At 59.4% G+C, this 12,856-nt stretch carries 10 protein-coding genes; 3 read left to right on the top strand and 7 right to left on the bottom strand.

The features are described from left to right. Window positions 1-152: 152 nt before the first annotated feature. The 4 genes from HMPREF2942_RS01385 to HMPREF2942_RS01370 all read right to left on the bottom strand — a co-directional run bounded on the left by HMPREF2942_RS01385 (window position 153) and on the right by HMPREF2942_RS01370 (window position 5,085). Window positions 153-1,304: a trans-sulfuration enzyme family protein gene (locus tag HMPREF2942_RS01385; RefSeq protein ID WP_049346545.1), complete on the bottom strand. Its 1,152-nt coding sequence runs from the start codon at window positions 1,302-1,304 to the stop codon at window positions 153-155. 484 nt (window positions 1,305-1,788) lie between these two features. Then, window positions 1,789-2,787, bottom strand: coding sequence for an Abi family protein (locus HMPREF2942_RS01380; protein ID WP_168165841.1), 999 nt, complete (start codon window positions 2,785-2,787; stop codon window positions 1,789-1,791). A 304-nt stretch (window positions 2,788-3,091) separates the two neighbouring features. After that, window positions 3,092-3,598: a CoA-binding protein gene (locus HMPREF2942_RS01375; RefSeq protein ID WP_005509183.1), complete on the bottom strand. Its 507-nt coding sequence runs from the start codon at window positions 3,596-3,598 to the stop codon at window positions 3,092-3,094. Further along, the gene (locus tag HMPREF2942_RS01370) at window positions 3,598-5,085 is read right to left on the bottom strand and encodes an O-acetylhomoserine aminocarboxypropyltransferase/cysteine synthase family protein (protein WP_070688055.1); all 1,488 of its coding nucleotides are present in this window, start codon (window positions 5,083-5,085) and stop codon (window positions 3,598-3,600) included. Before HMPREF2942_RS01370 ends, HMPREF2942_RS01375 begins: the two co-directional genes overlap by 1 nt. A gap of 376 nt (window positions 5,086-5,461) precedes the next feature. On the opposite strand from HMPREF2942_RS01370, the gene HMPREF2942_RS01365 reads away from it, so the two are divergent. Further along, window positions 5,462-7,063: an ATP-binding protein gene (locus tag HMPREF2942_RS01365; protein WP_070605131.1), complete on the top strand. Its 1,602-nt coding sequence runs from the start codon at window positions 5,462-5,464 to the stop codon at window positions 7,061-7,063. Window positions 7,064-7,155: 92 nt separating this feature from the next. On the opposite strand, the gene HMPREF2942_RS01360 is transcribed toward HMPREF2942_RS01365, so the two are convergent. The 3 genes from HMPREF2942_RS01360 to HMPREF2942_RS01350 form a co-directional block, all read right to left on the bottom strand. Then, a complete protein-coding gene (locus HMPREF2942_RS01360; RefSeq protein WP_070605134.1) occupies window positions 7,156-8,076 on the bottom strand; it encodes a YwqG family protein in 921 nt (306 codons plus the stop codon). A 41-nt stretch (window positions 8,077-8,117) separates the two neighbouring features. After that, window positions 8,118-9,017: a YwqG family protein gene (locus HMPREF2942_RS01355; protein ID WP_070605136.1), complete on the bottom strand. Its 900-nt coding sequence runs from the start codon at window positions 9,015-9,017 to the stop codon at window positions 8,118-8,120. Window positions 9,018-9,303: 286 nt separating this feature from the next. Further along, on the bottom strand, window positions 9,304-10,323 hold the full coding sequence (locus tag HMPREF2942_RS01350; protein ID WP_070605202.1) for an ABC transporter substrate-binding protein: 1,020 nt from the start codon (window positions 10,321-10,323) through the stop codon (window positions 9,304-9,306). Between the two features lie 123 nt (window positions 10,324-10,446). On the opposite strand from HMPREF2942_RS01350, the gene HMPREF2942_RS01345 reads away from it, so the two are divergent. Together HMPREF2942_RS01345 and HMPREF2942_RS01340 are read left to right on the top strand one after the other, a co-directional pair. Then, the gene (locus HMPREF2942_RS01345; RefSeq protein WP_070688053.1) at window positions 10,447-11,736 is read left to right on the top strand and encodes a FecCD family ABC transporter permease; all 1,290 of its coding nucleotides are present in this window, start codon (window positions 10,447-10,449) and stop codon (window positions 11,734-11,736) included. A 25-nt stretch (window positions 11,737-11,761) separates the two neighbouring features. Then, window positions 11,762-12,799 carry a FecCD family ABC transporter permease gene (locus HMPREF2942_RS01340; RefSeq protein WP_083313450.1) on the top strand — a complete coding sequence of 346 codons (1,038 nt, stop codon included), beginning with the start codon at window positions 11,762-11,764 and terminating at the stop codon, window positions 12,797-12,799. The last annotated feature ends 57 nt before the right edge of the window (window positions 12,800-12,856 follow it).

The raw sequence follows: 12,856 nt of genomic DNA, 5'->3' as shown, positions 1-12,856 counted from the left end.
ACACAAAATACCCGCATTAAAAACATTCTTTTACGTTGAAAGAAATACGTTAATCCGGGTATTTTGAGTAATTATTATGGGTGACATTACACCGCGTATTTGGGGCACCTCGAATCACGCGATACGGTCGTGCGGTGCCTCATGTTCAGGGACTATGCCTGATGCGCCAGGGCCGCGGTCAGGCCGCGCTCCAAATCCTCGATAATGTCCTCAATCTCCTCGATGCCAATGGCCAGGCGGATGAGGTTGTCGCTCACGCCGTATTCATCGCGGTGCGCCTGCGTGTAGGCGGCCTGCACCATGAGCGCGGGACGAACCACCAACGACTCGATACCACCCAGGCTCACCGCGTGGGTGAAAATCTTCAGGGCTTCGAGGAAGGCGGGCAGGTCTGCGCCGTCCACCAGCTCCATGGAGATGAGCGCGCCCAGGCCGTTCGCCTGGCGGGCGTGCACCTGCGCCTCATACTCGCTGTGCGAACCCGCGTAGAGCACACGCTTCACGGCGGGGTGTGCCTCCAGGTAGTTGATGACCTCGATGGTGTTCTTCTGCTGCTGGGTCAGGCGCAACTTGAGGGTCTTGACCTCCTGCAGCAGGCGGTAGGAGTCGGTGGGCGAAAGCATTGCGCCGGTAATCATCTGCAGGTGCCAGAGGCGCTCGGCGAGCGCGTCATCGTTGGTTGCGGCGACGCCTCCGAGTAGGTCGGCGTGGCCGCCCAGGTACTTGGTGGCGGACTGCACGCTGATGTCTGCACCCAGGTCGAGGGGCTTCTGCAGTAGCGGGGTCATGAAGGTGTTGTCGACGACCACGATTGCGCCGTTGCGGTGCGCTATCTCGGCGATGGCGGCGATGTCACTCACGCGCAATAGCGGGTTGGAGGGGCTCTCCAGGAACACCATGGTCACGTTGTCGGCGAAGTCCTCGTCGGTGAGGGCCGTGAAGTCGCCGATGAAGCGGGTCTTGACGCCGCGGGCGGGCAGCTCGATGGTCGCGAAGCGGTAGGTGCCGCCGTAGGAGGGCATGCCCAGCAGCAGGGTCTCGCCTTCCTTGAGGATACCGAGGGCGGCAGCGGTGGCACCCATTCCGGAGGGGTAGGCGAAGGCGTGCTTGGCGCCTTCGAGGGTTGCGAGCGTGGTTTCGAGGGCCGCGCGGGTGGGGTTGCCGCCGCGCTGGTAGTCGTAGGGGCCTTCGGTGCCGTCACAGGGCTGGGCGTAGGTGGTGGTCGTGTAGATCGGAGGCAGGATGGAGCCGTACGGGTTGTCGCGGTCCGTAGTGTGAATTGCCTTCGTCGTAAATCCGGTCATGCTGTCCTCGGCTAAGGTTATGCATAAAATGCGGGGGATAAATATATTGCTAGCTTAGAACTCTTTTTGGGAGCTGACTAGTTTTTTCTTTTCTGTGACCGAGTGACTTTTTATGACTAAAAAACGGCGTTATATTTCGACATTTTAGACATATATTTCGTCATATTTCGCGCGTGAAAAGACCCGGCGGTCGGTACGCGTGTGTGCTGAGTACCGGCCGCCGGGCTCCACACTAGGATACCGGCTCAGCACCCCAGAACATAAGGGTAGGTTTACCTTAAAGCTGAACTGCCCTCCACTAGGGGCGATGCTGCGCCCTCAATCTCGCCCAAACACGCCGGATGCCCTGCCGGGTACTACACCCGGCATTACACCGGGTATAGAAGGAGGGGCGCACCCGGGAATCACCCCGGGTACGCCCCTCTCTTAGCCCCATGAGAACGCCAGCATCATAATGCGAGGTAGCTGCGGGACTGTCGCTGTTTTAGAAGATTTTCTGCGAACCTACGCCAACGCAGTAGCTTTCATCCTGCTCCACTAGAGCTTTTATCGCTTTCCACGCCGCCCTCTGACGACGGATATTTCCTTGCAAAAGAGCAACGTTAGCGAAGCTGACCAACATACCTTTCGGGTCTGCCTCGCGGAGGTCCTTAGCAAAAATTTTAGGCTTTGCAGAGGTATCAGTCGTCGGCATCATCCAGAGGCGAGAACCATGAGCTACACGGTTTCTCAGAGTAGTCAGAGACTTAAGACGGCCCTCAAAGTGCTTATGGCTTACGCCCATACATTCTGCGGTCTTTTTGTAGAGCAACATCTTTTCAGGATCTCCAGTCTCAGCGGAGGTTTCTGATGCATAACTTTGGACCACTGCATGGGAGAGAAGTCCCAAAGAAAACGAATCAACAACAGACCACAGGGGAAGCTCTTTTTGCATCATCTCTCGAAGCTCCTCAACGTCTTCCCAGTCATCCAAGTTTTCAGAGGGGGTTTTAGAGGAACTTTTAGCGCAGGATTTCCACCACTCCTCAACGCGCTCACGAACATACGGTTCACGGTATCGCAGGATATGCCGCATCATATCTTTGATGAGGGCATCTACTGGCCTGTCCTGGTCCATACAGATATATGCATCCGGGTTGAGATACTCATGGGGACTACGATAAGTGCAAAATACATCCACCCATGCAGCTCGAATCGCTTGTTCGCTCTGCCTCATGTACCCGTACAGAAGGGAAGAGACCTTCACATCCATACGCACAATATCTAAAACATCCGAGATGCCTGGGTTTTCGGGTAGAAGCCCTTCGCTCTTGTATTTGTTGTAATTACGAAAGTATCCCAGAAGGTAGTGGAAATTAGAGCATGCAAGCATGTCTCGGTCATCATCGCTCAGGGTCGTTCCCTGAGGAAAGTACCTCTTGGCAATAAGGTATTTCCTCTGGTCGTCCAGTGAAGGCAGAAATACGCATGCTTCCTTGGGCAAAGCCACTGCTCTCCTTACTCGGTTCGCCGTAGAACCGAACATAAAAAAGGACCCCCTCGAGATGCGCTTGAATCAGAGGCGGAGGGGGGACTGTTACTACAACAATAACATTGGAGCTACACGCGCTCAAGGAATCTGGGCGTTTTCCCTGGTCATCTTATGGTTGCTTATATCACTGCGTCAGCATCAAAGAAGGAGGGGCGCACCCGGGAATCACCCCGGGTACGCCCCTTCCGTTCAAACGCTAACGAGCGCCTGATTTTTTGTAATTACAAGCTACAGCGGCTTATACAGCACCGGCTGCTTACTTCGACAGCACCTGACGCTTCGAAGAAATCACGCCCGTGTTGAAACCAGCCAGGTGCAGGCCACCGTGGAAACGCGCATGCTCAATCTTCACGCACTTATCCATCACCACGTTCAGGCCGGCAGCCTCACCAATCGCGGCGGCCTCCTCGCTCCAGGAGCCCAGCTGCATCCACACGGTCTTAGCGCCCAGGTCCACAGCCTCCTGAACCACGCCCGGCAGGTCCTCATTACGGCGGAAAATCTCTACCAGATCCGGGACCTCCGGCAGGTCCTGCAGCGACGGGTACACCGGCTGGCCCAGCACAAGCTTGCCCTTTGCCGCCAGAATCGGGTTCACAAAATACAGCTTGTACGGCGACGCCGACTGCAGGTACGTTGCCACAAAGTACGAGGCACGCGAAATCTTATCGCTCATACCCACAATCGCAATCGTGCGGGTATTACGCAGAATGTTCAGACGCTCAGGGGCGGAAGGACCCACCCAGGTACGCTTCTCAGTCATTACTTCTCCTCCTGAGTGGTAGTAGGCAGGGAGCAGGATGCGCCAGCAGCAGCCTCAGCGGCGGCAGCGTCCTCGGCGGCCTTAGCGGCGGCAGCGTCCTCGGGGGCCTTGGCGGCGGCAACCGCCTCCTCGGCCTCCACGAGCTTGTCCGCGCTGGACTCGCCCACACGCTCACCGGCGTGGTTCAGGCCGGTCGCGTAGGTCAGCGCCTGGTCCAGGTCCCAGACGATGTCTTCCACGTCTTCCAGACCCACCGAAATACGGATCAGGTCCTCGCCCACGCCGGCGGCCTCAAGCTGCTCGCTCGAAAGCTGCTGGTGCGTGGTCGAACCCGGGTGCAGAACCAGGGTGCGGGAGTCACCGATGTTCGCCAGGTGGCTTGCCAGCTGCAGGGCACCGATGAACTCGCCGCCGACCAGGCGGCCGGAAGCCTTCTCGGTCGCCTTCACACCGAAGGAGAACACGGAACCGACGCCCAGCGGCAGCAGCTTCTTCGCGCGCTCGTGGTGCGGGTGGTCTTCCAGGCCGGCATAGTTCACGTAGGCGATGCGCTCATCCTCAACCAGCCAGTTGACGATCTGCTTGGCGTTGGCCAGGTGAGCGTCCATGCGCTGCGGCAGAGTCTCGACGCCCTGCAACAGGTTGAACGCGGCCTGCGGGCTCAGCGACGGGCCGAAGTCACGCAGCTGCTCGGAACGCAGCTTGGTGAGGAAGCCGTACTCGCCGAAGTTACCCCACCAGGACACGCCGTTGTAGGAGGGCACGGGCTCGGTCATGGACGGGAAGTTGCCGTTGCCCCAGTTGAAGCGGCCGGACTCGACGACAATGCCGCCGAGGGTGGTGCCGTGGCCACCCAGGAACTTGGTGACCGAGTGGATAACGATGTCCGCGCCGTGCTCGAGGGGGCGAATCAGGTAGGGGGTGGAGATGGTGGCGTCCACGACCAGCGGGATGCCGGCCTCGTGGGCAACCTCTGCGAGGCCCTCCAGGTCGGCAACCTCACCGGAGGGGTTGGCGACAACCTCGGTGTAGATTGCCTTGGTGTTCTCGGTCAGGGCCGCCTTGTAGTCGGCGGGGTCGGTGCCGGCCACGAAGGTGGTGTTGATGCCGAAGCGGCGCAGGGACACGTCCAGCTGGGTGACGGTGCCGCCGTACAGCTGCGAGGAGGCAACAATGTGGTCGCCCTGCTGGCAGAGCGCCGCGAAGGTGATGAACTCGGCGGCCATGCCGGAGGCGGTGGCCACCGCGCCGATACCGCCTTCGAGGGAGGCGATGCGCTCCTCCAGTGCGGCGACGGTGGGGTTGGACAGGCGCGAGTAGATGTTGCCGTACTTCTGCAGGGAGAAGAGGTTCGCCGCGTCGTCAGCGTCTTTGAAGACGAAGGAGGTGGTCTGGTAGATGGGGACCGCGCGGGATCCGTGCTCGGCGTCGGGGGTACCGCCCGCGTGCAGTGCGCGGGTGCGGAAGCCGAAAGTGTGTTCAGCCATTGGTTTGCTCCTGGTGTATCTGCCCGCCTGTGTGCGGGGAGTCGATAGTGGCTCGACTTTATACTGTGCCACCGGCGGCGGGGTGCACCAAGTGCGGGTACCTATATGTCGTTTATTGCGGATTATGACGGGGCATCATATCAGCTGTCATAACAGAAGTTGTTATGACGGCTGTTATGATGCGCGCTCAATCAGCGCCGGCAAAATACCCGGTTTTAGCTTGCAAATCCGGGGTTTTCAAGGTTCAAGGCGCGAGGAAAATATCGCATCATAACAACATTATCGCAGGATCATAACAACTTCATAACAGAAATTGTTATGATGCTGTTATGACGTTGCTATGACGTTCATCAAGAAGTAGCCATCGGGAGCATGCATGGAAACAAACACCGCCGAACTCATCAAAAACCTACGCCATAACCGGGCTGAAAACGGGCGGGTAGAAGTCAAAGCTGCCGCTGGCGGGTTCCCTAAGTCCGTTCTTGAAACCGTTAGCGCCTTCGCTAACGGCGACGGTGGCACCATCCTTCTTGGCCTGACCGACCCGGCAGAGGGTCTGCAACCGGTTGAAGGTTTCAATGCACAGGCAGTCCACGACGCATCCGTTGAGGCAATCCGTTCCAAGATCACGCCTCGACCCCCGGTAGATATTCAAATTGAGGCGGCAGATGAGCAGCACCGTATCGTGCGCATCGACGTACTCCCCGGCGACCCGACGCAGAAGCCCTACTACATCGAAACACACGGCATGTACAACGGCTCCTACCAGCGCGTCGGCGAGGCCGATATTCGCCTCACCAAGTACGAGATTGACCGCCTCCTAGAGAACCGCAGTCAGCCCCGCTACGACGAGGAACTCGTCAGCGAGGCAAGCTTCAAGGACCTCTCACCCACCCTCGTCAGCGCCTACGTTGCCCGCCTCCGCGAAGAACAGCCTCGCGTTTTTGCGGCGCTTTCTGACCGTGAGGTTCTTCTGCAGGCACGCATTCTGCGCATCGATTCTGAGGGTCGAGAAGTGCCCACTCTTGGGGCGCTTCTCGCCATGGGCTCCTACCCGCAGGCGTTCTTCCCGCAGCTGATGATGAGCGTCGTTGTTCTTCCCGGTGAAGAACTCGGTGAGGTCACCGAGGACGGTCGACGTTTCCTAGACAATCACAGCTGTACCGGGCCTATCCCCTCCATGCTGGATGAAGCGATGGGCGTTTTGGTTCGCAATATGCGCAAAACGTCCACGATGGAGGGTCTCAACAGCAGCGGTATCGGGCGGGTTGAGCGCTACGAGTATCCGCTGGAGGCTATCCGTGAGCTCCTGGTTAACGCCCTCATGCACCGCGACTACTCGCCGGGTGCGCGCGGCTCGCAGGTGCAGGTTGAGCTCTACACCAACCGCCTGGTGGTGCGTAGCCCGGGTGGTATTTACGGTGCCGTGACTATCCGAGATTTTGGTCAGCCCGGTGTTTCTTCAACCCGCAATAGCTACCTGGCGAGCATTCTGACTGACCTGCCCGACCCGGCGACGGGGCGTTTGATTGCGGAGAACAGGGCTTCGGGTATTCCCACGGTTCTGCGCGCGCTGAAGGAGGCGGGTCTGCCCGCTCCCCAGTTTGCTGACCGTCTACTCTATGTGCAGGTCACTCTGATGCAACCCCCACAGGATGTGTCTTCTACGGAACAGAAGACCACACCTGAGGATAAGACTCAGCAAGCAACCCATTCCACGGGCAAAGATTCAGCCGACGCCGTCGAACCGACGGGAGTCGACGTGTCGCTTGATGGTCTCAGCGAACGCCAGGCTGGTATTGTGCGCGGCCTGCGCGCACAGGGCGAGGCTGTTTCCACGGCGTATATCCAAGAACATTGGGGTCGGGGCGCTTCACGTACCTCCATTACGAATGACCTGCGCAGTCTTGTGGAGGCGAAGCTGATTGTCCCGACGGCTCCGCCGCGTAGTAAGAACCGTAAGTATCGCGCTGCTTAGAAGTGCCCGATAAAAGGTACACAAAAAGGGGAGGGAAATAGAGCGGTTATTCTCTATTTCCCTCCCCTGCGGCTACTCAGCCAAGACCTTACTTAGCCGCAGGCCCACTCAAAGACGACCTGCGAGAAATCGCGGGCGGCAAGCGTCTCCGGAGTAATCAGCCAGTTCGCCGCACCGGCATCACCCCACATGATCTCGATTTCTTCGTCTTCGTTCTCCTCGTTCTCCGACTCGGAGACGATAGTCAGCAGGTTCACCGTGTGGCCGCGCAGCTCCTTGAACTCGTCACGCGGGTCATTCTGCACGAAGTACGGGTATCCGCCCACGTGGGAGTACTCTTCATCCGACTCGAAGGGGTCCGTCAGCTCGTAGATAGCTTCGCGGCGAGGCTGGTTCTTATACGGGTTTTTGTGCGCCTCGGGCAGCAACTCATCCGGGTAGGTTTCATCCCATTTCTTGCCAAAGAGGTCATAGTAGTCGTAGCCGGATGCGGTCACACCCTGCTCACGCACCTCAAAGGTCATGCCGTACTCAATTTCGAGCGGGCCGCTCTCACAGTCGAAACCGCCAATGGGCCAACCGCCTTCGTCCCAGTCCACGTTCGGGAACGGGGCGTCCGGGTTCGGTTCGCCCAACGTCTCGTAGTAGACGACGCGGTGATTCTTCTGAGAGAGCGGGTTCTCGTAGTCGTAACCCCACAGGCATTCTTCGTCGTTCGGGTCCATCCAGAACTGCAGCAGACCGGTGGCGGGGTACAGGTCGTTTTCGGGCAGGTCAGCGCAGTTAATCTGCGCAATCATACCCAGCGGCTCACCCTTCTCATTGGTCGGTGCGGACTCGCCAGCGGGCAGGTAGGGGCGGCCACCAAACTTGGAGGCAGTCTGCGGCAAGGGATCGGCGGGAACGAAGGGCTTCAGCGCGATAGCCTTCTTGCGGGCACCCTCCTGGTTGAGCAGGTCGATAACGTGCTTCGCCTGCTTCTCGATGTCCTTGAACGGCTTGTTGTCGAGCATTTTAGAGTCTCCTCATTGATGATGTGAAAGTAATACGGTGTCTAGCTGCAAGCCCACTCAAAGACGACCTGCGAGAAGTCGCGGGCGGCAAGTGCCTCCGGGGTAATCAGCCAGTTCGCTGCACCGGCATCACTCCATATCACGTACACGTCCTCCTCAGCATCCTCGCCCCACTCCGACTCGATAGTCAGCAGGTTCACCGAGTGGCCGCGCAGCTCCTCAAACTCATCGCGCGGGTCACCCTGCGCGAACGAAGGGTAGCCGCCAATATACGAGTAATCCCTCTCCTCCGATTCGAAGGGCTCCAGCAGGTTGTAGGAGGCGTTATCGCGTGCGTTCGGGTTCTCGGGAAGCTTCTGGTCCGGGTACATTTCATCCCAGGCATCAGCGAACTGGTCGTAGATTTCGAGGCCACCGTCCAGGAAGCTCTGTTCCCAGGTCTCGAAGGCAAGTGCGTACTCGGTGGTCGCCTCAGAAACGTCCTCGCCCTCGGGGCCCAGAGGCCAATCGTATTTATCCCAATTCACGGTCGGGAAGGGGGCATCCGGGTTCGGCTCATCCAACGTCTCGTAGTAGACCACGCGGTGGTTTTTCTGCGAAAGCGGGTTCTTGTAGTCGTAACCCCACAAGCACTTTTCGTCGTTGGGGTTAATCCAGAACTGCAGCAGACCGGTTGCTGGGTAGATATCATTTTCGGGCAGGTCGGCACAGTTAATCTGCGCGATCATGCCCAGCGGCTCACCTTTCTCATTGGTCGGCGCAGACTCCCCGGCGGGCAGGTAGGGGCGGCCACCAAACTTGGAAGCAGTCTGCGGCAGCGGTGCATCGGGGCGGGTCACCTTCAGGCGGATTGCCTGCTTGCGGGCGCCACGCTCGTTGAGTGCGTCGATGACGCGGCGTACCTGCGCCAGGGTCTCTTCGGAGGGCTTATTCTTCGGCATTACGTGCTCATTTCGTCGGTGAATTAATCGGTGTGGAAGGTTCGGTGTGTCAGGCGCGGGCAACGGTACCGCTACGCCTTCTACCCCCATTAGACCCTATTTCGGGCGGACGCGCACCGAATCCGGTCACAAGTGCATCCGGCGGGCAAAAAACAGGTGCACAGCGTGCAGAAAGCCCCGCTTCCTCACCCTCATGCACGGGCATGAGAGGCAAGAATGCGGGGCTTCAGTGATTCTTGGTGGAACTCAGTGATTCTCTACAAATCTCTACGAGAGGCTAGAGCCTTTAGAGCGCCTTCTCAATGGTCTCCAGAACGCCAAGCGCGGCAGCCGGGCCAGCGTTCAGGAAGAACATATCAGAATCCACGCTGTGCGCGCGCTTCTCGGTAACAGCCTTGAGGGTGCTCCACAGCGCCTCACCGGTCAGCTTAGACTCGTCACCGCCCTGCACACCGTAGAACAGGTAATCGCCGTCAGCCTGGTCAAGCTGCTCGGAGCTCAGGTCGATGGAAGTCTTCTCAACCTGCGCAGCTGCGGGGCGTGCCAGGGACGCATCCTGGCAGATGGAGCCCACGAACGAGGACTTCGCGAAGATGCGGGTGCGGTCAGCGGAAGCGTACAGGAAGGAGAAGGTCTTCTCGGTGCCGGCCTTCTGACCGACCGACTTCGCCTTGGTGGTGTACTCCTCCATAAGCTTCTCAGCCTTCTCGGTGGTACCCAGCGCGGCGGCAATCAGCAGGAAGTCCTGCTTCCAGTTAATGCCGGTACCCTCGGTGACCACGGTCGGCGCGATCTTGGCGAGGGACTCGTACAGCTCGTCCTTCTTGTTGGTGTTGTTGATGAGGATCAGGTCGGGCTTGAGGTTTGCGATGGCCTCAACGTCCGGGTCGGTGCGCTTGCCGACCTTGGCAATCTTGTCGAGCTCTGCGGACTTATCGGAGAACTTGGTCTTCAGGTAGGTGGGGACCAGGTCGGCGTCACCGGCAGTTGCCGCGCCGACGGGTACGATGCCCAGGGAGAGCACGCCGTCGAGCTGACCGGTGGAGAGAATCACGACCTTGGAGGGTGCGGATTTGATGGTGGTTTCACCGCGGAAGTGCTTGACGGTGCGGGGGAATTCGCCGTCAACGGTGGTGGTGCCCATGCCGGAGGGCAGGGCGGAGGGTGCCACCTTCTTACCGGTCGCAGAAGCAGACGCGGAGGAAGAGCCGGAAGTGTTGGAGGAGCCGCATGCCGCCAGGGCGAGGGCACCGAAGGAACCGAGTGCGAGTGCGCCGAAGGAGCGGCGGGTGATCTTATTCGTCATATTTGCCATTTTTTTAGGATAACCTCATATATGCATATGCGATACTTAATACTCATCTATTGATACGTTAAGCATCCTCCGTCCGCACGGGAGCGCACCGCTCCCCCACCACCTCCAAGGCATATGACCCCACAGACCACCACCCCTTCCGGACCCGCCGTCAGCGAAGGCTCCACCGTCAGCGCTGCCTCCCTGGCGAAAATTCGTGCCCTCTCCGCTTCTTCGGACGCCGTATCTGGCGCCTCCTCGGGCGGTCAGGGCGGCAAGTCTATCTCGCGTCTGGCGGTTGCGCTCATTATTGGCGGCGTTCTGCTGGTGCTGCTTTGCGCCCTGTCGTTTGCGGTGGGTTCGCGCATGTTCCCCCTGGATCGCTCCATTGACGGTTTCCTCCACCCGGAGGCGAACACTATTGAGTCGAAGCTGATTTGGGCGAAGCGTGCCCCGCGTACCGCCGCGGCGTTGCTGGTGGGTGCCGCGTTGGCGGTGTCGGGTGTGCTCATGCAGGCGTTGAGCCGTAACCCGCTGGCTGAGCCGGGTCTGCTGGGTGTGAACTCGGGTGCTGCCGCCTCCGTGGTGGTGGGTGTGGGCGTTTTTGGGGTGTCCTCCCCGTTCGTTCAGCTGTGGCTGGCTCTACTGGGTTCGGGTCTGGCAGCGGCGCTGGTGTTCGTCATGGGCCTGGTGGATTCTAAACCGAACCTGGATTCGACGGCGCGTCTGGTGCTGACTGGTGTGGCGGTGAACGCTTGCCTGGGCACGATTACCGGCATTATCACGATGTTTAATTCGAAGGCTTTTGATTCGCACCGTTTCTGGGTGGTGGGTTCGCTGGAGAACCGCACCTTTGAGCAGGTGCTGTCTGCGCTGCCCTTTGTGGCGTTGGGTTTGGTGCTGTCGTTCATGCTGATTGGTCCTCTGCGTGCCCTGGCACTTGGAGAGGATGCGGCAGCCGGCCTGGGTGTGCCGGTGACAATGGTGCGTGGCGCGACGATTATTGCGATCATGGCACTGTGTGGTGCGGCGACTGCGGTTGCGGGCCCGATTGGTTTTGTGGGCCTGGTCGTGCCGCATGTGGTGCGTCTGCTGGTGGGTTCCGATATTGCGCGTGTGCTGCCGCTGTCGCTGGTGTACGGCCCGGTGTTGGTACTTGCCTCCGATATTTTGGGTCGCGTTCTGGTGATGCCGAGTGAGCTTGAGGTGGGTATTGTGACCGCCTTTATTGGTGCCCCGGTGCTAATGGTTCTGGTGCTGCGATTGAGTACGGGTGCGCGCGGTGCGAAGAAGGGCCGCATGGGTGCGAAGGCGCAGGCGCACGATGAATCGGGTCCAGCTCATGTGTCGGAGCACGGTCCGCATCGTGCTCAGCGCCCTGTTGCGCGTGGTTCGTCTGGTTCATCTGGCGCGTTTGGTTCGTAGGTCCCGGTTTCTGAGAGGTTTTATTGTGAGCGTTGTGTCTCGTTCTGTAGCCGGGTCTGTGCGTATCCCGGGGCGTTACCGCACCCCTATTCCGCGTACCCTGCTGGTGGTGGCGGTGCTTGTGGTGGCGGCGGTCGCCTCCCTGGTGTTTGGTAGTTATCAGATGAGCCCTGATCAGGTGTTTCGCCTGATTTTTCAGGGTGAGGGCACGGAGATTGAGCGTCAGCTGGTGTTGAATCAGCGTCTGCCGCGTATGCTTGCCGCCGTGGTGGTGGGTGCGGCTTTGGGCTTATCGGGCGCTATTTTTCAGTCGGTTTCCCGTAATGCTCTGGGTTCGCCGGATATTATCGGTTTCACGGTGGGTTCGGCGACCGGTGCCCTGTCTGTGGTGCTGATTGGGTCGTTGAGTTCTACCGGCGTGGGTATGGGCATGGGCGCTATTATTGGCGGTTTTGCGACGGCGGCCGTGGTGATGCTTCTGGCGGGTGTGCGCGGTGGCGCGACGATGGGTCAGAAGATGGTGCTGATTGGTATTGCGGTGAGTGCGATGCTCAGTTCCGTAAACGATTACCTGATTACGCGCGGTGATTTGGAGAAGGCGGAGGCGGCGAAGACCTGGCAACACGGTTCGCTAAATGCCCTGTCGTGGAACCAGATGTCGGTGCAGGCGGTGCTGCTGCTGGTGGCGATTCCGCTGGTGCTGATGCTGACGCATCGCCTGCGCGTCTTGGAGCTCGGCGACGATTTGGCGGCAGGTTTGGGTTTGCCGGTGAAGAGGACCGTAAACATGCTGGTGGCGGCTGCCGTGCTCCTGGTGGCTGTGGCGATTTCTGTTGCCGGCCCGATTGGTTTCTTGGCGCTGGTTGCCCCGCAGATTGCGCGCCGCCTGTGGAACACTCCGGGTATGGCGATGTGGCATTCGGCGTTGCTGGGTTCGGTAATTTTGGTGCTGGCTGATTTTGTGTCGGCTCGTGCGTTGGCGCCGTTCCAGATTCCGGTGGGCCTGGTGACGGGCGCGTTGGGTGGCGTGTATATGCTGTGGTTGCTGTACCGTCAGCGCTAGTTGCGCCGTCTATTCCGTATGAGTGACCGGGTGTTCCCGACTGTGGGGGCACCCGGT

The organism is Rothia sp. HMSC071C12 (genome assembly GCF_001813895.1).
Taxonomy (GTDB): domain Bacteria; phylum Actinomycetota; class Actinomycetes; order Actinomycetales; family Micrococcaceae; genus Rothia; species Rothia mucilaginosa.
This window is presented reverse-complemented; position numbering and strand designations above follow the sequence as displayed.

Excerpts from the sequence above, each read along its gene's own strand:
- HMPREF2942_RS01360 (WP_070605134.1), bottom strand. The coding sequence starts at position 8,076 with ATGCTCGACAACAAGCCGTTCAAGGACATCGAGAAGCAGGCGAAGCAC.
- HMPREF2942_RS01370 (WP_070688055.1), bottom strand. The coding sequence starts at position 5,085 with ATGGCTGAACACACTTTCGGCTTCCGCACCCGCGCACTGCACGCGGGC.
- HMPREF2942_RS01345 (WP_070688053.1), top strand. The coding sequence starts at position 10,447 with ATGACCCCACAGACCACCACCCCTTCCGGACCCGCCGTCAGCGAAGGC.
- HMPREF2942_RS01365 (WP_070605131.1), top strand. The coding sequence starts at position 5,462 with ATGGAAACAAACACCGCCGAACTCATCAAAAACCTACGCCATAACCGG.
- HMPREF2942_RS01350 (WP_070605202.1), bottom strand. The coding sequence starts at position 10,323 with ATGACGAATAAGATCACCCGCCGCTCCTTCGGCGCACTCGCACTCGGT.
- HMPREF2942_RS01385 (WP_049346545.1), bottom strand. The coding sequence starts at position 1,304 with ATGACCGGATTTACGACGAAGGCAATTCACACTACGGACCGCGACAAC.
- HMPREF2942_RS01355 (WP_070605136.1), bottom strand. The coding sequence starts at position 9,017 with ATGCCGAAGAATAAGCCCTCCGAAGAGACCCTGGCGCAGGTACGCCGC.
- HMPREF2942_RS01375 (WP_005509183.1), bottom strand. The coding sequence starts at position 3,598 with ATGACTGAGAAGCGTACCTGGGTGGGTCCTTCCGCCCCTGAGCGTCTG.